Origin of the sequence: Mycobacterium sp. E787 (genome assembly GCF_001668725.1) — a bacterium.
In the GTDB taxonomy this organism is placed as follows: Bacteria; Actinomycetota; Actinomycetes; order Mycobacteriales; family Mycobacteriaceae; genus Mycobacterium.
On record NZ_LZKL01000096.1, the window covers coordinates 1 to 23,540 of the forward strand.

The 23,540-nt window shown below is 69.2% G+C and carries 25 protein-coding genes and 2 pseudogenes; 12 read left to right on the plus strand and 15 right to left on the minus strand.

What is annotated here, in order from left to right:
- Positions 1-206: 206 nt before the first annotated feature.
- The gene (locus A5705_RS19895; RefSeq protein WP_068279493.1) at positions 207-1,475 is read left to right on the plus strand and encodes a competence/damage-inducible protein A; all 1,269 of its coding nucleotides are present in this window, start codon (positions 207-209) and stop codon (positions 1,473-1,475) included.
- 2 nt (positions 1,476-1,477) lie between these two features.
- Here A5705_RS19895 and A5705_RS19900 read toward each other — a convergent pair whose 3' ends face one another.
- A complete protein-coding gene (locus tag A5705_RS19900) occupies positions 1,478-2,815 on the minus strand; it encodes a sialate:H+ symport family MFS transporter (protein ID WP_231964538.1) in 1,338 nt (445 codons plus the stop codon).
- Between A5705_RS19900 and A5705_RS19905 the strand changes: the two genes are divergently transcribed.
- The gene (locus A5705_RS19905; protein ID WP_067882822.1) at positions 2,805-3,872 is read left to right on the plus strand and encodes an amidohydrolase family protein; all 1,068 of its coding nucleotides are present in this window, start codon (positions 2,805-2,807) and stop codon (positions 3,870-3,872) included. The genes A5705_RS19900 and A5705_RS19905 overlap by 11 nt on opposite strands.
- A 22-nt stretch (positions 3,873-3,894) precedes the next feature.
- Positions 3,895-4,287, plus strand: coding sequence for a phage holin family protein (locus A5705_RS19910; RefSeq protein ID WP_067882821.1), 393 nt, complete (start codon positions 3,895-3,897; stop codon positions 4,285-4,287).
- A gap of 13 nt (positions 4,288-4,300) precedes the next feature.
- Here A5705_RS19910 and A5705_RS19915 read toward each other — a convergent pair whose 3' ends face one another.
- From A5705_RS19915 to A5705_RS19945, 7 genes and pseudogenes are all read right to left on the minus strand, one after another.
- Positions 4,301-5,083 carry an enoyl-CoA hydratase/isomerase family protein gene (locus A5705_RS19915; protein WP_067882820.1) on the minus strand — a complete coding sequence of 261 codons (783 nt, stop codon included), beginning with the start codon at positions 5,081-5,083 and terminating at the stop codon, positions 4,301-4,303.
- Complete coding sequence (locus A5705_RS19920; protein ID WP_082956588.1) at positions 5,080-6,063, minus strand: FAD-dependent oxidoreductase; 984 nt, start codon at positions 6,061-6,063, stop codon at positions 5,080-5,082. Before A5705_RS19920 ends, A5705_RS19915 begins: the two co-directional genes overlap by 4 nt.
- 16 nt (positions 6,064-6,079) lie before the next feature.
- Positions 6,080-6,532 carry a hypothetical protein gene (locus tag A5705_RS19925; protein ID WP_067882819.1) on the minus strand — a complete coding sequence of 151 codons (453 nt, stop codon included), beginning with the start codon at positions 6,530-6,532 and terminating at the stop codon, positions 6,080-6,082.
- A gap of 327 nt (positions 6,533-6,859) precedes the next feature.
- A pseudogene (locus A5705_RS28695) lies at positions 6,860-7,294 on the minus strand (Fur family transcriptional regulator); the annotation flags it as partial.
- A gap of 558 nt (positions 7,295-7,852) precedes the next feature.
- Complete coding sequence (locus tag A5705_RS19935; RefSeq protein WP_067882818.1) at positions 7,853-8,347, minus strand: SRPBCC family protein; 495 nt, start codon at positions 8,345-8,347, stop codon at positions 7,853-7,855.
- Positions 8,347-8,976, minus strand: coding sequence for a nitroreductase family protein (locus A5705_RS19940; protein WP_067882817.1), 630 nt, complete (start codon positions 8,974-8,976; stop codon positions 8,347-8,349). Before A5705_RS19940 ends, A5705_RS19935 begins: the two co-directional genes overlap by 1 nt.
- Positions 8,977-9,006: 30 nt before the next feature.
- On the minus strand, positions 9,007-9,489 hold the full coding sequence (locus A5705_RS19945; RefSeq protein WP_067882816.1) for a carboxymuconolactone decarboxylase family protein: 483 nt from the start codon (positions 9,487-9,489) through the stop codon (positions 9,007-9,009).
- Between the two features lie 172 nt (positions 9,490-9,661).
- Between A5705_RS19945 and A5705_RS19950 the strand changes: the two genes are divergently transcribed.
- Genes A5705_RS19950 through A5705_RS19960 form a run of 3 tightly spaced genes read left to right on the plus strand, consistent with a single transcriptional unit; the run spans position 9,662 to position 12,568 of the window.
- Positions 9,662-10,378, plus strand: coding sequence for a hypothetical protein (locus A5705_RS19950; protein ID WP_231964537.1), 717 nt, complete (start codon positions 9,662-9,664; stop codon positions 10,376-10,378).
- An 8-nt stretch (positions 10,379-10,386) separates the two neighbouring features.
- Complete coding sequence (locus A5705_RS19955; RefSeq protein WP_067882814.1) at positions 10,387-11,829, plus strand: class I adenylate-forming enzyme family protein; 1,443 nt, start codon at positions 10,387-10,389, stop codon at positions 11,827-11,829.
- A gap of 25 nt (positions 11,830-11,854) precedes the next feature.
- Positions 11,855-12,568, plus strand: a complete 714-nt coding sequence (locus A5705_RS19960; RefSeq protein ID WP_067882826.1) for a hypothetical protein — start codon at positions 11,855-11,857, stop codon at positions 12,566-12,568.
- On the opposite strand, the gene A5705_RS19965 is transcribed toward A5705_RS19960, so the two are convergent.
- Entirely contained in the window at positions 12,554-13,525 is a 972-nt protein-coding gene (locus tag A5705_RS19965; protein ID WP_067882813.1) for a nitronate monooxygenase family protein, read from the minus strand. The two genes, A5705_RS19960 and A5705_RS19965, sit on opposite strands and share 15 nt — an antisense overlap.
- Entirely contained in the window at positions 13,522-13,914 is a 393-nt protein-coding gene (locus A5705_RS19970; RefSeq protein WP_067882812.1) for a tautomerase family protein, read from the minus strand. The genes A5705_RS19965 and A5705_RS19970 overlap by 4 nt, the downstream gene beginning before the upstream one ends.
- A gap of 92 nt (positions 13,915-14,006) precedes the next feature.
- Here A5705_RS19970 and A5705_RS19975 point away from each other — a divergent pair, with 92 nt between their 5' ends.
- Positions 14,007-14,870, plus strand: a complete 864-nt coding sequence (locus tag A5705_RS19975) for a LysR family transcriptional regulator (RefSeq protein ID WP_067882811.1) — start codon at positions 14,007-14,009, stop codon at positions 14,868-14,870.
- Positions 14,871-14,878: 8 nt separating this feature from the next.
- On the opposite strand, the gene A5705_RS19980 is transcribed toward A5705_RS19975, so the two are convergent.
- Complete coding sequence (locus A5705_RS19980; RefSeq protein WP_067882810.1) at positions 14,879-15,694, minus strand: alpha/beta fold hydrolase; 816 nt, start codon at positions 15,692-15,694, stop codon at positions 14,879-14,881.
- An 84-nt stretch (positions 15,695-15,778) separates the two neighbouring features.
- Here A5705_RS19980 and A5705_RS19985 point away from each other — a divergent pair, with 84 nt between their 5' ends.
- Together A5705_RS19985 and A5705_RS19990 are read left to right on the plus strand one after the other, a co-directional pair.
- Positions 15,779-16,126: a DUF962 domain-containing protein gene (locus A5705_RS19985; RefSeq protein WP_067882809.1), complete on the plus strand. Its 348-nt coding sequence runs from the start codon at positions 15,779-15,781 to the stop codon at positions 16,124-16,126.
- Entirely contained in the window at positions 16,123-16,671 is a 549-nt protein-coding gene (locus A5705_RS19990) for a TetR/AcrR family transcriptional regulator (RefSeq protein ID WP_067882808.1), read from the plus strand. The genes A5705_RS19985 and A5705_RS19990 overlap by 4 nt, the downstream gene beginning before the upstream one ends.
- An 11-nt stretch (positions 16,672-16,682) precedes the next feature.
- Here A5705_RS19990 and A5705_RS19995 read toward each other — a convergent pair whose 3' ends face one another.
- The 4 genes and pseudogenes from A5705_RS19995 to A5705_RS20010 form a co-directional block, all read right to left on the minus strand.
- Positions 16,683-17,540, minus strand: a complete 858-nt coding sequence (locus tag A5705_RS19995) for a lipase family protein (RefSeq protein WP_067882807.1) — start codon at positions 17,538-17,540, stop codon at positions 16,683-16,685.
- Complete coding sequence (locus A5705_RS20000) at positions 17,540-18,145, minus strand: YbhB/YbcL family Raf kinase inhibitor-like protein (protein WP_068279498.1); 606 nt, start codon at positions 18,143-18,145, stop codon at positions 17,540-17,542. The genes A5705_RS19995 and A5705_RS20000 overlap by 1 nt, the downstream gene beginning before the upstream one ends.
- A gap of 55 nt (positions 18,146-18,200) precedes the next feature.
- Positions 18,201-18,644: an SRPBCC family protein gene (locus A5705_RS20005; protein WP_067882805.1), complete on the minus strand. Its 444-nt coding sequence runs from the start codon at positions 18,642-18,644 to the stop codon at positions 18,201-18,203.
- Between the two features lie 44 nt (positions 18,645-18,688).
- Positions 18,689-19,694, minus strand: a pseudogene (locus tag A5705_RS20010) (zinc-binding dehydrogenase).
- An 83-nt stretch (positions 19,695-19,777) separates the two neighbouring features.
- On the opposite strand from A5705_RS20010, the gene A5705_RS20015 reads away from it, so the two are divergent.
- The 3 genes from A5705_RS20015 to A5705_RS28700 all read left to right on the plus strand — a co-directional run.
- Positions 19,778-20,512 (plus strand): MBL fold metallo-hydrolase, encoded by a 735-nt coding sequence (locus A5705_RS20015; protein ID WP_067882803.1) that lies wholly within the window; start codon positions 19,778-19,780, stop codon positions 20,510-20,512.
- 237 nt (positions 20,513-20,749) lie between these two features.
- On the plus strand, positions 20,750-23,038 hold the full coding sequence (gene aceA / locus A5705_RS20020; protein ID WP_067882802.1) for an isocitrate lyase ICL2: 2,289 nt from the start codon (positions 20,750-20,752) through the stop codon (positions 23,036-23,038).
- Positions 23,039-23,250: 212 nt separating this feature from the next.
- On the plus strand, positions 23,251-23,540 hold a 290-nt coding region (locus A5705_RS28700), incomplete at its 3' end, for a hypothetical protein (RefSeq protein ID WP_231982517.1).

Sequence of the window (23,540 nt, forward strand, 5' to 3'; positions counted from 1 at the left end):
GGCGCGGGAGGCATGGGCGGGGCACCCGGTCCCGGCGGTCAGCCCGGCGCGGGCGGCGAGGGCGGGGCCGGCGGCGCGCCGGGCCCCGGCGGCCAACCCGGCCAACCCGGCCAACCCGGCCAACCCGGTGAACCCGGTCAGCCCGGCGGCTGACGACTGACGATCAGGCGCACGCGACGCCCACCCGCGGCATTAGGCTCGTCCCGGTGAGCTCACGCGCAGGCATCGTCGTCACCGGGACCGAGGTCCTCACCGGACGGGTCCAAGACGCCAACGGGCCCTGGATCGCCGATCGCCTGCTGGAACTGGGCGTGGAGCTGGCGCACATCACCATCTGCGGCGACCGGCCGGCCGACATCGAGGCGCAGCTGCGTTTCATGGCCGAGCAGGGCGTGGACCTGATCGTCACCAGCGGCGGCCTGGGGCCGACGGCCGACGACATGACCGTCGAGGTGGTGGCCCGCTTCTGCGACCGCGACCTCGTGCTCGACACCGAGGTCGAGAACAAGATCGCGAACATCCTCAAAAAGCTGATGGCGCACTTCGATCAGGGAAATTTCGATGCGGTGCGCGCCGCCAACCGCAAACAGGCGATGATCCCGGCCGGAGCGCAGGTGCTCGACCCGGTGGGCACCGCGCCGGGCGTGGTGGTGCCCGGCAAGCCGGCGGTGATCGTGCTTCCGGGTCCGCCGCGCGAGCTCCAGCCGATGTGGCACAAGGCCATCGAGACCCCCGCGGCGCAGGAAGCGATCGCGGGCCGCACGACCTACCGACAGAACACGATTCGGATGTTCGGGCTGCCCGAGTCGGGGCTGGCCGAGACGTTGCGCGAGGCTGAGGCGTCCATACCCGGTTTCGGCGACCTGGAGATCACCACCTGCCTGCGGCGCGGCGAGGTCGAAATGGTCACGCGCTACGAGCCGGACGCCGCCGACGTGTATGCGCGGCTGACCCGGTTGCTGCGCGACAAGCACGGTCAGCAGATCTACTCCGAAGACGGCTCGAGGGTCGATGATGTGGTCGCGACGTTGCTCACCGGCCGCTGGATCGCGACGGCGGAGTCCTGCACGGCCGGCCTGCTGGCGGCCCGGCTGACCGACCGGCCCGGCTCGTCGGAGTATGTGGCCGGGGGCGTGGTGTCCTATTCCAACGAGGCCAAGACGCAACTGCTGGGCGTCGACCCGGCGCTGATCGAGGCGCGCGGCGCGGTGTCCGAGCCGGTGGCCGAGGCGATGGCCGCCGGGGCGTTGAAGCGCTTCGGGGCCGACACCGCGGTCGCGATCACCGGGATCGCCGGTCCGGGCGGGGGCACGCCGGAAAAGCCGGTGGGCACAGTCTGTTTCACCGTGATGCTCGCGGACGGCCGGACAGCCACGCGGACGTTGCGGCTACCGGGCAACCGATCCGACGTCCGGGAGCGGTCGACGACGGTGGCGATGCACCTGCTGCGGCGCATGCTCACCGACACCGACTGAAGTCACGTCATTTCCGTTGGCAGGAAAGCGCTTTCGGCGGTACCGAAGCGAATCCCCGTGGCGTCCTTACCGATCAGCGTCAGGAACGCCACCGCGATCAGCACCGGCACGATCGTCGCCGCCAGCGCGAAGGGGTAGCCGTGCGTCTCGGCCAGACGTTCCTGAATCGGCAAGTTGAAGGCGGCCAGCAGGTTTCCGAGCTGGTAGGTCACGCCGGGGTAGAGGCCGCGGATGGCGTCCGGCGACATCTCGGTCAGATGAGCGGGGATCACCCCCCACGCGCCCTGCACACAGACCTGCATCAGAAACGAGCCGAGGCAGAGCATCGCCGCGCTGTGCGAGTAGGCGAACAGCGGCACGATCGGCAGGCCCAGCAACGCGCAGAAGATGATGGTGTGGCGGCGTCCGAACCGCTGCGACAGCGAACCGAAGACCAGCCCGCCGATGATCGCACCGACGTTGTAGACGATCACGATCCACTTGACGGTCACGCTGGACAGCCCCGCGCCATGATTGGTGGTCGCCCCCAAGAACGTGGGATAGACGTCCTGCGTCCCGTGGCTCATCCAGTTGAACGCCGTCATCAGCAACACCAGGTAGATGAAACGGCGGATGATTGCGGCGTCGCGCAGCACGTCGCGAATCCTGGTGCTGGTCAGTTTCATTCGGTCCTGCGCGGCCTCCCAGACCTCTGACTCCTCCACCCGGTAGCGGATGATCAGGCTGATCAAGGCCGGGATGATGCTCAGCCCGAACAACCACCGCCACGACAACCCGAGCCAATTCATCACCACCAGCGAGGCCACGCTCGCCAGCAGATAGCCGAAGGCGTAGCCCTCCTGCAGCAGCCCGGAGAAGAACCCGCGTCGCTCGACGGGAACCTTTTCCATCGCCAGCGCGGCGCCCAGCCCCCACTCGCCGCCCATGCCGATGCCGTACAGGAGCCGCAGGATCACCAGCACGGTGAAGTTGGGCGCGAACGCGCACAGGAAACCGACGACGGAGTAGAACATCACGTCGACCATCAGCGGCAGTCGCCGGCCGACGCGGTCGGCCCACAGCCCGAACAGCAGCGCGCCGACCGGACGCATGATCAGGGTTGCGGTGGTGACAAACGCGACCTCGGCCTTGCTGATGTGGAACGTCTTCGCGATGTCGGCGTACACCAGCACCACGATGAAGTAATCGAAGGCGTCCATCGTCCAGCCCAGCAAGGCCGCGACGAAGGAGTTCCGCTGATCGGCGGTCAACTTCTTCCGAGGACTTTGTGTGGTCACTTGAGCATCGTGCAGTACCAGTTGCCATTGCGCGAGAGTAAGTTCGCGATACATGCGAATCATCGACGCCGACGGACACGTCGCCGAGAACTCCTCGCTGGCGGTCGAAGCGATCAAGCGCTGGCCCGACCACGTCAAGCCCAGCACCGACGGGCGGCTGCGGCTGACGCTGGAGGGCCGCAACTACCCCGAAGACCAGGGGCCCGGCGCGGGTTGTCCGCCCGAGCACGGGATCAGCAAGGCGCCCGACATCAACTGCCGCTCACCCGAGGGCGTGCTGGGCGACGCCGACCGCGATCACATCGACACGATGGTGCTGTATCCGAGCATGGGGCTGTGCGCGCCGAGCCTCGAAGATCCCGAGTTCGCCGCGGGATTCTCGCGCCTCTACAACCAGTGGATCGCGGACTACTGCGCCTCGTCCGGGGGCCGGTTGCGCGGGGTCGCCGTGACCCCGATCGAGCACGGTCAGGCGGCCATCGACGTCATGACCGAGGCCAAGGAGCTCGGGCTGGTGGCCACCCTGGTGCCGCCCGCGCTCAAGACCCGCAACCTCGACCACCCGGACCTCGATCCGTTCTACGCCGCCGCCGTCGAGCTGCAGATGCCGCTGGGCATCCACGGCGCCCCCGGCATTCACCTGCCCAAGATCGGTGTGGACCGCTTCACCAACTACATCCAGGTGCACTGCATCAGCTTCCCGTTCGACCAGATGACGGCGATGACCGCGATGGTCTCCGGCGGCGTCTTCGAGCGCCATCCGCGGTTGCGGGTCGCCTTTCTCGAGGCGGGCGCGGGCTGGGTACCGTTCTTCATCGATCGCCTGCACGAGCACTACGAGAAGCGGGGGGACTGGGTCGAGCGCGGCTGGCGGCGCGATCCGCACGAGTATCTGGCGGCGGGCAACATCTTCGTCACCTGCGAGCCGGAGGAGCCGATCCTGCCCGGCGTCATCGACGTGCTCGGCGACGACTTCATCATGTTCGCCAGCGATTACCCGCACTGGGACGGCGAATGGCCGGAGAGCACCAAGCACCTGCGCACCCGCGCGGACATCAGTGAGGAGGCGCGCGAAAAAATCGGCGGGCTCAACGCGCAGCGCTTCTACAACCTGAACTGAGCCGGGTGGCAGGATCTTTCGCATGGGCCCTTTTCTGCTGCGCGCAGCGCTGACCGGCATTGCCATGTGGATCGTCACCCTCTTCATGCACGGCATGAGGTTTGTCGGCGGCAGCACCACGTTGCAGACGATCGGCATCATCTTCGTCGTCGCCGTGATCTTCGGTCTGGTCAACGCGTTCATCAAGCCGGTCGTCCAGATCCTGTCGATCCCGCTGTACGTCCTCACCCTCGGGCTCATCCACATCGTGATCAACGCGTTGATGTTGTGGATCACCGCCTGGATCACCGCGCACACCACGCACTGGGGACTGCAGATCGACCATTTCTGGTGGACGGCGATCTGGGCCGCCATCCTGTTGTCGATCGTGAGCTGGGTGCTGTCGCTGGTGATCCGTGACGTCACCCGCGCCTGAGGCGCCTGAATCTTCAGCGGCCCTGCCAGCGCGGTGGTCGCTTCTCGGCGAAGGCGCGCGGACCCTCCTTGGCGTCCTCGGTCTCGAAAACCCGGTCGCTGTGCCGCGTTTCGTTGTCGTAGGCCGACTCGAGGTCGAGCGCCAAGCCCTCGACGGCTGACTGCTTGGTCGCGAAGACCGCGAGCGGCGCGTTGGCCGCGATGCGCTCGGCGTAGTCGTAGGCCGTGTCCAGCAGCCGGTCCGCGGGAACCACCCGGTTGATCAGCCCCATGGCCAGCGCGCGCTCCGCGTCCACCATGTCGGCCGTCAGCAGCAGCTCCATCGCGAGCGGGTAGGGCATCTGACGGGGCAGCCGCACGGTGCTCCCGCCGCCGGCGAACAGGCCGCGCTTCGGCTCCATCACCGCGAAGCGCGCGTCGGGCACGGCGACGCGTACGTCGGTGGAGGTCAGCATCTCGAAGCCGCCCGCGACGCAGGTGCCGTTGACAGCCGCGACGATCGGCTTGTACACCGGGAACCGGTGCAGGACGGCGTGAATGGCGTCGTCCTTGTTCCAGCCCTCCGGCCTGGGCAGGTCGCCGGTGAGCTCGGGGATGAATTTCTTCAGGTCCGCGCCCGTGCAGAAGTCCCGGCCGACGCCGGTGATCACCGCGACCCAGGCGCGATCGTCGTCGCGGAACGCCGCCCAGGCGTGGGCCAGATCGCGGAAGTGCTCCATGTCCAGCGAGTTGCGCGTCCCGGGACGGTTGATCGTGATGGTGGCGACGTGCGCCTCCAGCGCGTAGTCGATGCTCACCGCGGCTCCGGGTGAGTCACCAGGCGCACCACGTCGCGCGCGCAACCCCACGACAGGGTGACGCCGTTGCCGCCGTGCCCGTAGTTGTGAACGCAGCGCGACCGCCCCACCGGCTCGGCCTGCACCCGCACCGCCGGCCGGTCGGGGCGCAGCCCGGTGATCACCTCGATCAGTTCGGCGTCGCGCAGCCGCGGCTCGACCTGTCGGCAATGCCCGAGGATGCGCTCGGTCACCTCGGGATCCGGGGTCGTGTCCCAGCGGCCGGGAATGCTGACGCCGCCGCACACCACCCGCTGCGGGTGCGGGAAGAAGCAGGTCCATTCCGGGCCCTGGGTCAATTCGATAAACAGTTGCCGCACACCGGGATTGGCCAGGATGACGTGCTGGCCGAACACCGGCCGCACGGTGTCGTCGCCCGCCAGCGCTCCCGCGCGCAACCCGGCGCAGTTGACGACGATCGGTGCGGCCTCGGCGGCCTCGGCCAGCGACCGGACCTCGCGCGGCTCGATCTCGCAGCCGGCCCCGGCCAGCCGCCGGGTCAGGTAGTCGAGGTAGTGCGGCATGTCGATCATCGGCATGCTGGCGCGAAACCCGGCACCGAAGCCGTGTGGGACATCGCCCGGATCGGCCGGCCGCAGGTCCGGGATCAGCCGGGCCGCGGGCGAGGCCGCCTCGGCCGCGATGAATTCCCCGACGGCCAGCGCCGGAGCCAGGCGAACCCCGGTGTCCGGGTCGTCGGCCAGTTCGCGGAACACCCGCAGGGAATGCGCGGCCCAATCCAGGGTCGCGGCGGCGCGTTCGGCGGGTCGAGGCGGCGCCCAAACCGCTCCGGCCACCACCGAAGTCGTCGCTTGCGGCATCGCGGCCGCCCACACCCGCACGGGCCAGCCCGCCTCTGCCAGGCACACGGCCGACGTCAGACCGCTGACGCCGGCGCCGATGACGACGATCTGCTGCGGGTCACCCGAGTCTGTTGCCAATGGCAGCAAGCTCCCGTCAGGAATGGGGGGGTTGCTGGCCGTTCTGGCCGCCGAGCAGCCCGTTGAGGATGCCGAGAGTGCCTTGCACACCGGCCGGCGGCGCAGTGGGGGGCAGTGCGGCGTCGGGTGTCAGCTGCCAGGGCTGGCAGCCCGATGTCTTGAACGATTTGTCGGTCGGATCGATCTGCACGACCTGTGGCTTCTTGCTCAGGGCGTTGTCGACCAGGTTGCCGTCGGGGTTACCCAGCCGCTTCCAGTAGCAGGTGCCGTCACCGACGGGCCCCGCCGAGCTGTAGATGCCCGGCGCGATGTCGGTGCCCACCGCGTAGGTGCCGTCGTGGTCGATCGCCGTCTTCGGTCCGGGCGGCGGCGTCGGCTCGGGATCGGCGCCGGCCACGGCAACAGAAGCCGACACCGCCCACGCCGCCACCAGCAGTGCGCAGACGGGCGCTGCCGACTTGAACCTCATGGAAAGACAGCCTACCGGCGCGGGCGGCTGACTGGTCCACATCGACGAGCCACCGGCGCGGGCCGCTCAGCGCGGAAGCTGGGGAAGGTGCTCGCTGAGCGTGGCCGATGTGGCGTTGGTCGCCACACCACCGGTCCCGACTCCCGACGGCTTCAACGGGGTGTTGATCGGGATGTTGGCGGTGGTCGTCGTCGCGGCGACCCATTCCACCGGTGCCGGTGTGGGTGTGGGCGTCGGCAGCGGGGGTCCGTCGGCCAGCAGCGGGTGGCTGTGGCCGGGCCGGAGCAGCTCGGCCGCGGGCGGGTTTGCGGCGGCTGCATCCTGGGTGGCTTCCGACTCGTCCGATGTCGAGCAGCCCGGGCACTGGCCCCAGTAAATGACCTCGGCCCCGTCGAGTTGGAAGCCGAAGGTCTCCGAAACGGTCAGGCAGGGTGCCGCGCCGATGGCGCAGTCGACGTCTGCGATGGCCCCGCAACTCCGGCAGACCATGTGATGGTGGTTGTCGCCCACTCGGGTCTCGTAGCGCGCAACCGAGCCCGGGGGCTGAACCCGTCGCAGCAGACCCACGTCGGTCATCGCGTGCAGGATGTCGTACACGGCCTGCCGCGAAACGTCGGGCAGACATGCGCGCACGGCTCCGATGATGGATTCGGTGTCGGCATGCGGATTCAGGTGCACGGAATGCAGCACCGCGATCCGCGGGCGGGTCACCCTCAGGTCCGCCGAGCGAAGCCGTTCGGCATAACGCGCCATTGACGGCATCTGCACTAGACGGATGTCTTTTCTGGAACTGATCAAGACGTTGACCTTTCCCTCGTACCGCGAAACCCGTTCGGCGTGACCGCGCCTGGTAGGGCGTTATGGAAACGGTATTTTCACAGCGCAGCCAAGATTAGGGTCCTTCGTCCCCTTGTGGTGGATTTTCGACAAAAGCGCGACACGTTTTGAGAGCTGTGACCCCTGCCGTTAACCAAACGTTGGGTCCGGTCCGAAGGGCGCCACCGGCGGAGCAAAGCGATTTTCGCTCCATGTACTGCTGAAGTTCGTTTACGGGTTAAGTTTAAGCGGTCCGCTGAGACGATCGGGCCCCGTCGGCCGCCGCCCGCGCGCCCCGCACCGGTTGTGTGCCGCGAGGGTTGTCGAAGACGCCGGGAACGCGATGCCCCCGACCGTGGGCCCACACTCGCCGAAGCCCCTTGCTGACCGGCGGTCACATCGCACGTCTCGTTTCATCGCCCATACCGCCACGATGCACGAAAGCCCGACATGTGCGGCGACACGCGGCCGCGTGTGCCGAAAATTGCTGCAGCCGAAGGTGATTCAGGCCAGCCGGCGCACTGTGCCGGCGTAGCCCAGCGCGTGCTCGTAGGTCTTGAGATTGTCCCGCGAGATTTTCGAGTGCACCCGACGCTCGAGGAAGAAGCGCAGCACCGGGTTGTAGGCGTGGTAGGTCTCGTGGAACGTCAGCACGGTCGTCCCGTCGGGCTGCTCCTCGAGCCGGTGGTAGCCCTCGGCGCGGGACCACAACGGCGCCCCGACCGCAACATATCGGGACAGCTTGTTGAGCTCCGCCTCGGTCACGGTCTCCCAGGAGCGCGCCCGGCCACCGCTCAACAGGTACTTGGGCACCGGGAAGACGCAGGTGCGGACCAGGCCCTCGCCGGCCTCGTTGCCCTCGTTGAGGATCTCCATGCTGCCGGTCGGCCAGGTGAGCACCCGCGGCCGCGGCGCGTTCGGCGGAACCGGCGGATGAAGCACCCGCCACACCTTCCTCGGGGGCGCGTCGACGTGGAATCGCACGGTGTAGGACTGCATCAGCTCGCTCCCCAGGTATCCCAGAAGGTGATGGTCTCCGCGGGCGGGCGCCTGGTCGGCCGGAAGTCGGTGCCGATGGTGTAGGCGACCGGGAACAGCGCGGCCTGGGTGACGGTGGCCGGGATCCCGAGCAACTCGGCCACCTCTTTCTCCCGGGCCAGGTGCATCGTCGTCCACACCGACCCCAGTCCGCGGGACCGCAGGGCGAGCAGAAAGCTCCAGCCGGCCGGGATGATCGACGCCCAGGCCGACGCCGCCGTGAGCAGGCTGGAGTTGTCGATGCGGTTGGCCAGGCAGGGGATGACGTGCACGGGAACCCGGGCCAGCGTCTCGGTCAGCGCCAGCGCCCCGGCGTACACGCGGCGGGTCTGCGGGTCGGAAGCCTCCTTGGCCGCGTGCGCCAGATAGTCGGCGCCGACGCCGCGATAGACATCGGCGATCGCGGCGCGCTTGTCGGCGTCGGTGATCACCAGCCAGCGCCAGTCCTGAGCGTTGCTTGCCGTGGGCGCCTGCATGGCAAGCCGGATGCACTCGAGGATCACCTCGCGGCCGACCGGCCGGTTCAGGTCGAGGCGTTTGCGCACCGATCGGGTGGTGGTCAGCAATTCATCGACCGAGGCGATGTCCATCGGATCCTTACTGTTGTTGGTCGAGCCCGATCAAAGGTCGATTGCGCAGGATTGATCGACACCGAGCACCGCCAACGAGCGCCCCAGGCCGAGGAACACCGCCACGCACAGCGTCAGATCGAGGATCTCCTCGTCGGAGAACGCCCGGCCCAGGCGTTCGAAGAACGCGTCGTCCATCGACGCGTGGTCGTTGGCGAAGCGTTCGGCGAACTCGATGGCAAGCCGCTGACGCGGCGTGTAGCCCGGATAGCCGGCGTAGTCGGCGACGTTGTCGTACAACTCCGGGGCGAGGCCCGCGTCCAGCACCGACTGGGCGCGGAAATCCGAGCAGGCGACGCAGTCGTTGATCTGGGCGATGCGCATCCGCGCCAGCTCACGCTCCTCGGCGGGCAGAATGCTCTGCTCGTACGCGCCCCGGATCATCCGCTCTACCATGCCGCCGAGCTGCGGCCGCAGCGTCCAGATCATGGCGGCTTCGCCGCCGGGACCATCCGGCACATCGAGTCGGGCCATCCGTGAACTCCTGCCCGGTGAAGATCGTTACCGTGTCGAGCAAACCAGATTCTCAACTCGGCTGTCTAGGTCGGCGCACGCGTGCGATCCGCCGATGCAGACCCGGCGCCGCCCCGAGAATCTGGTCGGGCTACGGTCCGTTGATCGAGGGCGTACATCGGGCGAACGTCCCGTGTCTGGAGGTCTCGGCGTGCTGTTCATGCACGAGGTACACAAGGTGCGCGGCCGCGCCGAGGATGACTTCGAGGCCGCGTTTCGCGATGGCTGGATGCCCCTGCTCGCCGCCGGCGACGACGCCCGGCTGCTGTGGTACGCCGATCACGCGCAAGGCAGCGGGCCGGCCTACACCGTCGTCACCATCACCGCGATCACGGACGGGGCGGCCTGGGAACGCCTTGCGCTGCGGGTGCAGCAGGGCGACCTGCAGAAGTGGATTCGCGGCCTCGACGAACTCCGTCACGAGGTCGAGGCCAAGCTGTTGGTGCCGCTGCCATGGTCCCCGCTGCAGGAAGTGTCGTTCGACGAGGTGCCCACCGACGGTCGCGAGCATGAGCTGACGCTCTACATGGAAGACACCATGTGGCCCTACCAGGACAAGTTCGAGGAATACATCGACCGCTGCGGCGACGTCTACGCCCGCAGCCTGGAGCGGCCGTCCTCGATGCTCACGATCGAGGCGGCCTTCCAGCCCGCGCTGGGCAGCCATCTGCGCCGTGAGGTCATCCTGATGCAGCGGATCAAACGGCCGGAGCAACTGCTCGAACTGCTGCGCACCCACATTCCGTCCGAATACCGCGCGCCGGGCACGTGGATGCACGACGCCCTGGATCTGCGCGATCAGTGGACCAGCCGGCTGCTGCGCACGTCCGCGTGGTCACCCTTGTATTAGGCCCGCGAGTGAACACCGGGACCATCCTCGATGCGGCCGCCACCGGCGACCCGGCCCGGACCGCGCTCATCATCGACGGCCGCTCGATCAGTTACGGCGACCTGGCGGTGGCGGTGCGGCGGTGCGCCGCCGCCCTGGCCGCTCACGGGGTGGTCGCCGGCCGGCGCGTCGCGGTCGTCGACAACGGAAGCCTGCTGTCGGTGGCGACGGTGCTCGGCGCGGCGCGCATCGGCGCCGCCGCCGCGCTGATGAATCCCGCGTTGACGCCGCCCGAGTTGCAGGGGCTGCTGGCCAACGCCGGCTGCGCCGACGTTGCGGTCGCGGGGGAGCCCTACGTGGCGCGGCTGCGCGACGCGGGGACGCCGACCGTGCTGACGGATTTCGACCTCCCCGGCGAGTCCCCCGAGCCGGCACCGCCGGCCGATGACGCCGCCGACCGGGACGCCCTGGTCCTGTTCACCAGCGGCACAACGGGATTGCCCAAGGCCGTCGGCATCTCCGGCCGGCAGCTCAGCGCGCGGATCAAAGGTATGGCGGCGCCGTTCCGGCCGGGGACGAAACCCGCGATGGGGATGATGTGCGTCCCCTTCTTCCACGTCGGCGGCGCGCTGGGCACGCTCGGCGGTCTGTACTCGGGCAACACCTCGGTGGTGCAGCCGCGCTTCGACGCCGGGGAGTGGCTGCGGCTGGTCTCGAAGCACCGGGTGGCGACCACCTTCATGGTGCCGACGATGCTGCAGCGCATCCTCGACCACCCGGACTTCGCCCGGACCGACCTGTCGTCCTTGGTCGCCATCGCCTACGGGGCCGCCGCCGCACCGATCCCCTTGGTGCGCAGGGCGATGGAGGCATTGCCGCACGTCGCGTTCGCCAACGTGTTCGGCCAGACCGAAACGCTGGGCGCGTACACCACCCTGCTGCCCGACGACCATCGCGACCCCGCGCGGGCCGGTTCGGTCGGCCGTCCGCTGCCCGGGGTCGAGGTGCGGGTGGTCGACCCCGCCACCGGCGACGACGTCGCGCGCGGAACGGTGGGCGAGCTGTGGGTGAATACCACCCAGAACGTGACCGAAGGCTGGCTGCGCACCGGGGATCTCGCCCGTCAAGACGCCGACGGCTACATCTTCCCGTCCGGCCGGCTGAGTGACACGATCAACCGTGGTGGAGAGAAGTTCGGGCCGGTCGAGGTCGAAGAGGCGTTGCGTTCCCATCCGGCGGTGAGCGACGTCGCGGTCGCGGGTGTCCCCGACGAGGAGCTCGGCCAACGGGTCGGGGCGGCCGTAGTCGCCTGCGCCCCGGTGACTCTCGAGCAGTTGCGGTCGCACTGCCGCGCATTGATCGCCTACTTCAAGCTGCCCGAGCGCCTCGCGATCGTCGACCAGATCCCCTACAACGCGACCGGCAAGGTCAGCCGCCGTCAGCTCGCCGAGCTCATCGTGCGTGAGAGCTGAGCGGGCGCCCGAGACAGGAGTGCCAGTGCTGTTTCTTCACGAGACCCACAAGGTGGTCGGCGCGCGGCAGGACGAATTCGAGGCCGCCTACCGCGACGGCTGGATGCCCACGCTTGCCGAACAGGACAACGCGCGGTTGCTCTGGTACACGAACCACGCCCATGGCAGCGGGGCGTCCTACAACGTCGTCACCATCACCGGGATCAGCGACGGCGCGGCCTGGGAAAGCCTCGCCCGCCGGGCCCAGAGTGGGGACCTCCGGCCATGGATGCGTGAGCTGGACAACCTGCGCCACGAGGTGACCGGCAAGCTGCTGCTGCCGGTCGCATGGTCACCGCTGCAGACCGTCGACCTGGCGAGCGTGCCCACCACCGGCCAGACCCACCCGCTGACCATGTTCATGGAGGACACCGGCTGGCCCTACGCGCCCTTGGACGACTACATCCGCTCCTGGGACGAGATCTACTACCGGCCGCTGTCCCAGGCACCCGCCCGGATGCGGATCCTCGACATCCAGGCGTGCTTCCAGGTGGCCCACGGCAGCTACCGTCGCCGAGAAGCCATGCTGTGGCAGAAGATCGACGATTCCAACAACTATGCGGCCCTCGTCCATCTGCTCACCAAGGAGGTGCCGGCCGAGCACCGGGCGCCGGGCAGCTACATGTTCGAGGCCCTGAAGTTTCGCGACCAGTGGCAAAGCCGGCTGCTGCGGACGTCGGACTGGTCACCCCTGTACTGAGCGGTTCAGTATCTTGGCGGCCTCGCCGACCATGTCGGCGACGACATCGGCGGCCGGGCTGACATCGCGAACAAGCCCCACCGCCTCGCCGATGATGATGGCCGCCGCGTCGAAATCCTCTGCAGCGGTTGCTCTTTCGAACGACTTAACCGCGTCGGGCAGCACCGCCGCCAACTCGTCTTCGTGGCCGTGCCAGGATTCGAGGAAGGGGTTGCCCAGCGCCCGCACCGTGTATTCGGCGGGCCAATCCAACCGCCGCACAACGTCGTAGACCCGGGTGCGAACGGTTTCGTCCCCGCTGGCGCCTACGGCGCGCTGCTGTGCCCGCGGCGACACCGAGGCCTCCGGGGTCGCCCAGAACCGGGTCCCCACGAGCGCGCCGTCGGCGCCGAGCGCCAGCGCCGCGGCCAGGCCCCGGCCGTCGGCGACTCCGCCCGCGGCCACCACCAAAGTCTGGGGCGACCGGTCGGCGACGAGGTCGACCACGTCGGGCACCAGCGTGAACGTCGACCGGGCGGTCATGCCGTGGCCGCCCGCCTCGCCGCCCTGAGCCACGATGATCTCCGCGCCGGCGTCCAGGGCCTGTCGCGCGTGCTCGAGGTTCTGCACCTGGGCGGTGAGCGGAACCCCGGCGGCGCGGATGCGATCGGCGAACGGTCGCAGCTCGCCGAACGACAACATGATCGTGGCCGGGCGCCGCCCCAGGGCCGCGTCGAGCAACTCGGGCGTCCGGGCCAGGCTCCAGGTGATGAATCCGCATCCCACCCTTGTCGGCGCGGCCCGGTCGAATTCCCCCTCCAGCCAGTCCTTGTCGCCGTAACCGCCGCCGATCAGGCCGAGTCCGCCGGCCGATGTCACCGCCGCCGCCAGCCGGCCCCCGGAGACCCCCGCCATCGGCGCGAGCAGGATGGGATGCTCGATGCCGAGGAATTCGGTGAGGCGGGTGGTCAGGCTCATATCAGCTCTCCCGTGAGGAACTGCGCCCGGCCGTGGCCGAACGACCAATCCTCGTCGCCGTTTTCGGTGATCGAGACGATCAAGTCGGCCGGGTCGATCCCGCACCGCTCGGCCAGCCGAAGCGCCAGCAGCTCATAGAACTTCTCCTTCATGGCCCGCGTGCGGCGCCGGCTGACCACGCGCACGATCACCTGCCGGGCCGAGCGGGTGATGCCCAGACCGGTGTCCCACGCGACGACCTCGTGGGCGGGGTGGGTGTGCACCACCTGGTAGCGGTCGCGCGGTGGCACCGCGAACGCTTCGACCACCGCCTCGTGCACGGCATCCAGCAGCGCCCGAACCTCCGACGGCGCGCGGCCCTCGACGACGTCGATATACAGCAACGGCATTTCTTCTCCTCGGGTCGGTGTCCTGCTTCGACGTTAGGTCCGGGGGGATCGACTGTGAAATGCCTGTTGCCGTCGATCTATGCTTGTCCGGCATGGGCGGGTTGGACAGCGGCCGGGTCGAGTTGCGTCACCTCCGGGTCTTCGAGGCGGTGGCGCGGCTCAAGTCATTCACCAGGGCCGCAGCCGAACTCAGCATCACGCAGCCGGCCCTGAGCCGCACCATCCAGCAGTTGGAAGACGCGCTGGGAGTGTCGCTGCTCGATCGCAGCTCGCGGCACGTGGAGACGACGCAGGCCGGACGGGCGTTCCTCGAGTACGTGGAGCGGGCGCTCGCCGAGCTGGAACGCGGGTTCGGCGCCGTGCGGCGGCAGGCCGGGATCCGCCTGGGGTTCAGTTGGTTGTTGCCCGATCCGTGGGCGCAGGACACCGTCGCCCGCTTCGAGCGCGCCACCGGGACGACCGTCACCTTGATCCGGGCCGACGACGCGCTCGCTGCGGTGCGCCAGGGCAAGGTCGACGTCGCGGTGGTGCGCGGGCACATCGCGTCGAGCGCGGTGCGCGTCGTCCCCCTGTTCAACGAGTCGAGGGTGGCAGTGTGTTCGGTGCACTCGGCCCTGGCCGAGCGGACGGAACTGGACTGGGCCGAGGTGCCGCGGTGGCCATTGGTGGTCAACACCGCCAGCGGCACCACCGGCCCGTGGTCCTGGCCCGCCGGTGAAGGTCCGGAAATCATCGTCGAGACAACGAATTTCGACGAGTGGATCGAGTCGGTCGCGGCCGATCGCGGCATCGGCGTCATTCCCGACGTCGCCGTCCGGCGCAACATTCACCCCGGCGTGCGGTTCATCACGCTGCGCCGAGCGCCCGAAAGCCCGGTGTCGCTGGCGTTTCTGCCGCGCGCCCGCAACGCCGTGCTACGCCGCTTCGTCGAGGCGGCGGTGCGAAGTGCCCCGTGAACGTCCGCTCACGGCTTCCCCGCTGCGCCGAGAGTGACCGATTGCAGGAACGGCTCGACAACGGCCAGAAAGCCGTCGGGATCGGACGAGAACACCACATGCCCGGTGTCGAAGGTCTCGAGCCGCGAACCGCTGATGGCTGCACGGGTCGCGCGCCCGGCGCTCAGCGGGATGGCGATGTCCTTCTCGCCCCACACGACGAGGGTCGGCGCGGACAGCTCACCGGCGCGGCCGCGGAGGTCGTGCGCGGGTGTGGCGAAGCTTCGCCACAGCGCCGCTCCCGTCCGGATGCCCTCCGGCGTTTTGGCCACAGCCGTGGCGCGCTCGACGATTCGCCGGTCGTGGTCGGTGCGGGCTTTCATGTAGCCGCGGACGAACAGGGGAGCGGCCCGGCGGAACACCGCCGGGGTGCCGAGCGCCCGGCAAAACCCCCGGACCAGTGGATTCAACGGCACGAAACCGCCTGTGTTGACCAGGATCAGGCCCGCCACTGACTCGGGGCGATTGATCGCCAGTCGAGCGGCCGCGAACCCGCCGACTGAATTTCCGATCAACACCATCCGGGACAGGCCCAGGCCGTCGACGACATCTTCGAGCACGTCGGCGAAGAGCGGTGCGCCGGGTTCCGTGGGGGAGGCGATCGGATCGGACTCGCCGTGGCCGGGCCAGTCCACCGCGATGGTGCGGTAGTTCGTGGCCAGCGTCTCGACGATGGGGTCGAAGTCATGCCGGTCATGCAGTGTGGCATGCAGCAACAAAACGGTTGGGCCACTGCCTGATTCGCGATAGGCAACGCGTCCGGCCCGGGTCTGGATGGTCGTCATGCGGGTCCCTCTCTGGATTGACCGACTGGTCGGTCATGGGCTACGCTACAGCCATGGCACCGCCGTGACAAGGAGGCGATCGAGATGCCAACAGCCCCGCCGCCCGAAGCGCCATTCGCCGACAAGATGGCGTACTACCGCACCCAACACACCTCCAAGGGGATCAGGGCAACCCATCTCATCGGCACGCCGATCATCGCGGCCGGCATGCCGCTGCTGCTCGCCAAGCCCAAAGTCGGCGCCGCGATGTTCGTCGGAGGATGGGCGATGCAGATCGTCGGCCACCGGGTGTTCGAGAAGAACCTGCCCTCGACGCACAAGGGCTGGATCACCTACCAACTCACCGGGGTGATCCACGTCTGCGAGCAGTACGGCGAACTGCTGGCGCGCCGCAGCCGGCGCAAGGCCGCTGGACCGCGGAGGCGCCCGTGAGACCGCCCGAGCCCGGACGCAACGCGCTGCTGGACGCCGGACAGCGGCTGCTGGGATCGGCGGACCTCGCCAGGATCTCGGTCAACGCGATCGTCGCCGAGGCCGGAATGGCCAAAGGCAGCTTCTACCAGCATTGGCCCAGCCGGTCCGAATACGTGCGGGCGCTGCACGCCCGGTTCCATGACGACCTGCAGGAGTCGATCACCGCGGCGATGGGCGAGCTTCCGCCCGGCCGCGACCGGCTCGAGGCCGGGATGGACGCCTATCTCGACGGCTGCCTGGCCGAGCCCGCCACCAAGGCACTGCTGGTCCAGTCGCGCACCGAGGCCGGGCTGACCGATTTGGTCGCCGCCCGCAACGACAGGTCGGCCACCCTGATACTGCCCGACCTGGCCGCGCTCGGGTGGGCGCCGCCGGAACCGGTCGCGGTGCTGCTCGTCGCGGCGGTGGCGGAGATCGCCCTGATCGAGCTCGCCGCAGGCAAACGCGACAAACAACTGCGGCGCGGGTTGCTCCGGCTGGCGACCCGAACACCTGCCGGCTAGCACCGGGCCGGTTACGGTGTGCAGGCCGGTTCGAGGGGAAGTACCGTGCCGCCGGATCGCAGCGACAGCAGGTACAGGTAGGTCGCGAGCGAATGCTCGCATAGCACGGAGTATTTCACCAACACCTTCGGTGGAAGCGGCACCAGCCGAATCGGGTTCAGGTCGTACCGCGTCAGCACGTGCTCGTAGTCGACGGGGGGCGGCAACGCGGGGATGACGTCCAGGCGGTTGGCGATGCGCCACGAGTTCTTGACCACCTGGTCATAGGTGCTGGCAAACAGCGAATCCCCGGTGCGCGGGCTGCCGTAGGTGTACACGGCCGGGTCGGTGTAGGTGGTGTTCGCCGCCATGTCGAGGGCCAGCAGCGTCGCGAGCGCGCCGCCGAGGCTGTGCCCGCCGACCGTCACCGAGCCGACCGGCCGCGGGAACGGAAGCCCCGCGAATGCCTTGACCACCGCCGGCGCATCGGGCGCGGCGGCGGTCCGCAGCGATTCGTACATGTCGGTGAAGCCGTCTTCGGTATGGCCGGCGCCGGCCAGGAACGGGCACGGCACCTGGAGAAATTCGGCGTCGTGCATCCACTCCAGCATTCCCTCGGTGCCGCGGATCGCGATCGCCACGTCGCCGGTCTTGCCGTCCTGGCAGATCAGCCCGATGGACACGTCGTCGTCGGCCCGCCCCGGGTTCATGTCTGTCGCCAGGTCGTTGGCGTAGATCGTCGTGACCACCGTGTAGTCGACGCCGCCGGCGCTCAGGGGCTGGCCGGCCTTGTTCGTCAGATCGCCCGGCGACGTGGCATAGGTGGCGTTGACGAGCTGGCCGAATTGGATTGCCTCCGCGACGTCGAACGTCGGCTGCGCCGAAGGCATCAGGACCCGAACGTGCCGGTGAACTGCGCGCGTCCCGAAGCCGCCTGCGCTAGCGCCTGCGCCGCTTGCGGCCCGGCGAGTCCCGGGGGGAGCTGGTAGGTGGCCGGGAGCTGGTAGAGGGTGAACCGGTAGTGGTGCACCCCTGTGCCCGCGGGCGGGCACGGCCCGCTGTAGCCGGCCTGGCCGGCCGAGTTCGGCAGGCTGCTCGCGCCGGCGGGGGTCTGACCGTCCCCGGTGCTGCCGGGGCCGGGAGGGATTCCGACCACCAGCCAGTGCACGTAGGGCCCGCGCGGGGCGTCGGGATCGTCGACCACGAGCGCCGCCCCCAACGGCGCCGACCACGTCAACGGCGGCGCCACGTTGGCCCCCTTGCACGTGTATTGCACCGGAATCGGCGCACCGTCGCCGAACGCCGGGCTGCTGATCACCAACGGCCCGTCGGCGGGCGCTTGAGCGACGGTCCGGCCGAGCGTCGTCACCTTGGGCGTCGGCGGAGCCGTGCGGCTGCCGCCGGGATCGCCGCAGGCGGGCAGCGCCATCAGGTCGGCCAGCCCGATCGCGATCGCTGCGATGCGGTGCGGGGTGCTCGGCACTGTCGATTCCATGCAGGGCGTCGATTTCATACACGACAGTGTCGCTCCGGGAGCGTGGCTCCGGAAGCTACTTGCCCGCCTTGACTTCGAGCACCCGCTTGCGCAGGCCCTCGGTTGCCGTTTCCATCAGCCCCTTCGCCCCCTTTTTGACCAGGAAACCCGGGACGGGCACGGTGAGATCCACGGTCAGCTCGAAACGGACGCGGGTGGAATCGCCTTCGGGCGTCAGCGTGTAGCGGCCCTCCTGCGCGCGTTGCTGTTTGGAGCTCTCCAGCGTCCAGCCCACTCCGTCGTCGTGAACGGAGTAGTCGAGCACCTGCTCGTCGGTGACCCCGACGATCTTCACCGTCTGCCGCGATTTGCTCGGATGGCCGTCGTCATCGCGCTCCAGGATTTCCACCTTCTTGTGGGCCGAGGACCATTCGGTCAACGACTCCAGGTCGAACAGCACGTCCATGATTTCGTCGCGCGACGCGTCGATGACGACTTCGCGCGTGTCGGTGATAGCCATGGCTGATAGATAACCACTGTCGCGGTGCTGAAAACGCAGGAGACTCAGGGGACCAGGACGACCTTGCCGACGTTCTCCCGGGCCGCCAGGATGCGGTGGGCCTCGGGCGCCTCGGCGAACGGCACCGCCGCGTGCACGACGGGGGCGATGGTGCCGTCGTACAGCGCCTTGGCCAGGGGGGGTGATCCAGGGCTCGAGCGTGCCGCGGTCGTCCCACAGCCGCAGCATGTTGAGGCCGATCACGGCCTTCGACTCCGAGAGCTGGTCGAGCAGGTTGAACCCGCGCAGCATCGCGAGCGCCTGCGGCGCCGCCGTGCGCAGCGAGCGCTTCTCGCCGTGCTGCAGCGCCGAAACCCCGTATCCCACAAGCCGTCCGCCGGGGCGCAGCAGGGCGTAGGAGCGGCGCAGCGACGTGCCGCCCAGCGCGTCGAGCACCAGGTCATACGGGGCCAGGCCGTGCCACCAGCCGTCGCGGCGGTAGTCGATCGCCCGGTCCACGCCCAGCTCGGCCAGCCTCGGATGCTTGCCGGGCGAGGCGGTGCCGTGCACCTCGGCGCCCGCCGCCTTGGCAAATTGGACCGCGGCGATGCCGACGCCGCCGGCGGCGGCGTGCACCAGCACGCGCTCGCCGGCGCGCAGCGACCCGTAGCCGTGCAGCGCGGCCCAGGCCGTCGCGTAGTTGACGGGAATGGCCGCGCCCTGCTCGAAGCTCAACGAATCGGGCAGCCGCACCGAATCGCTCGCCGCGACGTTGACGATCTCGGCGTACCCACCGAATCGCGTGCCCGCCAGCACCCGCTCGCCCAGCCGGCCGGCGTCGACGCCGTCGCCGACGGCCTCGACGGTCCCGGCGACCTCGTAGCCGACCACTGCCGGAAGCTTCGGCGCGTCGGGGTACATGCCGACGCGGGCGAGGTGGTCGGCGAAGTTCACCCCGGCGGCCCGCACCGCGACCCGCAGCTGGCCGGGGCCCGGCGGCAACGGGTCGGGGCGCTGCTGGACCTGCAACACCGACGGGTCGCCGTGCTTGGTGATGACGACTGCGCGCATCGTGTTCCTCCTCGACCGCTCAGGCCCGAATTCTTCCCCACACGTCGCGGCGCCGCGTTGCCGGCGCGGCTACCGTCCTGGTTGTGCACTTCGCTTGGGAGCGGTTAGCCGCCGGCGTGCATCGCTGCCGCCTGCCGTTCTGCGACGTCACGATCGGGCTGGTGTGCGGGCGTGCCGGGGCGTTGCTCGTCGACACCGGCACCACCCTCGTCGAAGCGGCCGCCATCGCCGCCGACGCCCGCCGGATCGCGGGACGCCCGGTGACGCATGTTGTGTTGACGCACAAGCACTTTGACCATGTCTTGGGGTCCTCGGCGTTCGGTGACGCCGACGTGTACTGCGCGCCCGAGGTGGTCGACTGCCTGTCGTCGGCGACCGACGAGCTTCGCGCCGACGCGCTGAGCTACGGCGCGGACCCGGCCGAGATCGACCGGGCGATCGCGGCCCTGCGCCCCCCGCGGCACCGCGTCCACGACGCCGTCGTCGACCTCGGGGGCCGCACGGTGCGGGTGGCCCATCCGGGCCGCGGCCACACCGCGTCGGATCTGGTGGTCGTCGCGAACGAGACCGACGACGGCGACGGTCCGGTCGTGGTGTTCACCGGTGACCTGGTCGAGGAATCCGGGGACCCGGCCGTCGACGCCGACTCCGATGTGGCGGCCTGGCCGGCCACGCTGGATCGGATGCTGGCCATGGGCGGAGAGCACGCCGTCTACGTTCCCGGGCACGGGAGCGCCGTCGACGCGGGATTCGTCCGCCGGCAGCGGGACTGGTTGCGCGCCGGCGGCAGCCCGCGGCGAGGGCGTCAGGGTCGGTGACGCTGACTCGAAGCGGGCGTAGCGGGATCGAAACCCCCTCGATTCGCCGACACCGGTGGCTCGATCGCCAACGCCACCACGCCTTTTGCCGACGGGACGGCGCACACGGCCGGACCCAGAGCGGCGGGGTACGGCGCGGCAACAGTTTCGACTCGGGACCATTGACCCCTGATTCGACCGCCGCCTGCGGGGATAAACTCCCTGCAGCGGAATCCTGCTGAAGAGGAGCGTAACCCCATGGCCATCATCGAAACGGACACAGCGATCCGGACGCCGTTCGAGCAGGACGTCGAGGCTACGCAGCGATACTTCGATGGTTCGCGATTCGCCGGGATCACCCGCCTGTACACGGCGCGCCAGGTCGCGGAGCAACGCGGCACCATTCCCACCGACTACACCGTGGCCCGCGAAGCCGCGGCGGCCTTCTATGACCGGCTGCGCGAACTCTTCGCGGCGAAGAAGAGCATCACCACGTTCGGCCCCTATTCGCCCGGTCAAGCGGTGAGCATGAAGCGGATGGGCATCGAGGGCATCTACCTCGGCGGTTGGGCGACCTCGGCGAAGGGCTCCACGACCGAGGACCCCGGCCCCGACCTGGCCAGCTACCCGTTGAGCCAGGTGCCCGACGATGCGGCGGTGCTGGTGCGCGCCCTGCTCACGGCCGATCGCAATCAGCAGTACCAGCGGCTGCAGATGAGCGAACAGAAGCGGGCCACCACGCCGGCCTACGACTTCCGCCCGTTCATCATCGCCGACGCCGACACGGGCCACGGCGGTGATCCGCACGTGCGCAACCTGATCCGCCGCTTCGTCGAGGTCGGGGTGCCGGGCTATCACATCGAGGACCAGCGTCCGGGGACCAAGAAGTGCGGCCATCAGGGCGGCAAGGTTCTGGTGCCGTCGGACGAGCAGATCAAGCGCCTCAACGCGGCGCGCTTCCAGCTCGACGTCATGCGGGTCCCCGGCATCATCGTCGCCCGCACCGACGCCGAGGCGGCCAACCTGATCGACAGCCGCGCCGACGAGCGCGACCAGCCGTTCCTGCTCGGCGCCACCAACCTGAACATCCCGTCGTACAAGAGCTGCTTCCTGGCGCTGATGCGGCGCTTCTACGAGTTGGGCGTCAAGGAGCTGAACGGCCACCTCCTGTATGCGCTCGCCGACGGCGAGTACGCCTTCGCCAACGCGTGGCTCGAGCGGCAAGGAATTCTGGGCCTGGTCTCCGACGCGGTCAACACGTGGCGGGAGAACGGCAAGGACTCGATCGACGACCTGTTCGACCAGGTCGAGTCGCGGTTCGTGGCCGCCTGGGAGGACGACGCCGGGCTGATGACCTACGGCGAGGCCGTCGCGGAGGTGCTGGCCTTCGGCGAGAGCGAGGGCGAGCCGGTCGACATGACCCCCGAGGAATGGCGGCGGTTCGCCCAGCGGGCGTCGCTCTACGCCGCCCGGGAGAAGGCCAAGGAATTGGGTGTCAATCCCGGTTGGGACTGCGAGCTGGCCAAGACGCCGGAAGGCTATTACCAGATCCGCGGCGGCATCCCCTATGCGATCGCCAAGTCGCTGGCGGCAGCGCCGTTCGCCGACATCCTCTGGATGGAGACCAAGACCGCGGACCTCGCCGACGCCCGGCAGTTCGCCGAGGCCATCCACGCCGAGTTCCCCGAGCAGATGCTGGCCTACAACCTCTCGCCGTCGTTCAACTGGGACACCACCGGCATGACCGACGAGGAGATGAAGCGCTTCCCCGAAGAGCTCGGCAAGATGGGCTTCGTCTTCAACTTCATCACCTACGGCGGACACCAGATCGACGGCGTCGCCGCCGAGGAGTTCGCCACCGCGCTGCGGCAGGACGGCATGCTGGCGCTGGCGCGCCTGCAGCGCAAGATGCGGCTCGTCGAATCGCCTTATCGCACACCGCAAACCCTGGTGGGCGGCCCCCGCAGCGACGCGGCGCTGACCGCTTCGTCGGGCCGCACGGCCACCACGAAGGCCATGGGCAAGGGCTCGACCCAGCATCAGCACCTCGTGCAGACCGAGGTGCCGAAAAAGCTGCTCGAGGAATGGCTGGCGCTGTGGAGCGAGCACTACCAACTCGGCGAGAAGCTGCGCGTGCAGTTGCGGCCCCGGCGCGCCGGGTCGGACGTGCTGGTGCTGGGCATCTACGGCAACGGGGATGAGCAGCTGGCCAACGTCGTCTTCGACCCGATCAAGGATCGCCACGGCCGCAGCATCCTCACGGTCCGCGACCAGAACACCTTCGCCGAGAAGCTGCGGCAGAAGCGGCTGATGACGCTGATCCACCTGTGGCTCGTGCACCGCTTCAAGGCCGACGCGGTCTACTACGTCACGCCGACCGAGGACAACCTGTATCAGACCTCGAAGATGAAGTCCCACGGCATCTTCAGCGAGGTCAACCAGGAGGTCGGCGAGATCATCGTCGCGGAGGTGAACCAGCCGCGCATCGCCGAGTTGCTGACGCCCGACCGCGTGGCGCTCCGCAAGCTGATCACCAAGGAAGATTAGGGCCCACCCGCCCCTGCGCACCCGGCCGCTGGATCGCCCGCGATCCGGCGGCTTCGGGCATTTCCAGGGCATTTCCAGGGATATTCCGCGCCGTTCCGCAGGCAGCCGGCGATTTTCGAAGGCGGCGTCGCGCGCCGTTTGCGGCGGCGCGCGCCGGGGTACGGAGAAGTGGACCGTCGTAAGGGTGGCGCGAGTGGAGAGTGGGGAAGCAGATGAGATCTGGAGCCAGGAATGCCGTCGCGCTTTTCGGCGGTGCGGCCATGCTCGTGTTGGCGGTCGGGTGCGGCGGCGGCGGTAACAAGGGCCCGAGTAGCACCACCACACCATCGACCACCACGACCACATCCAGCGTGGCGCCCGCACCCTCCACGGCGCCCGGCGGAGGCGGCGGCGCCCCGGGCGGCCCGGGCGGTGGCGGTGGCACCGGCGGCGGGGGCGGCGGCGTCCCGGGTGGTCCGACCGGTGGTGGCGGAGGCACCGGCGGCGGTACCGGCGGCACCGG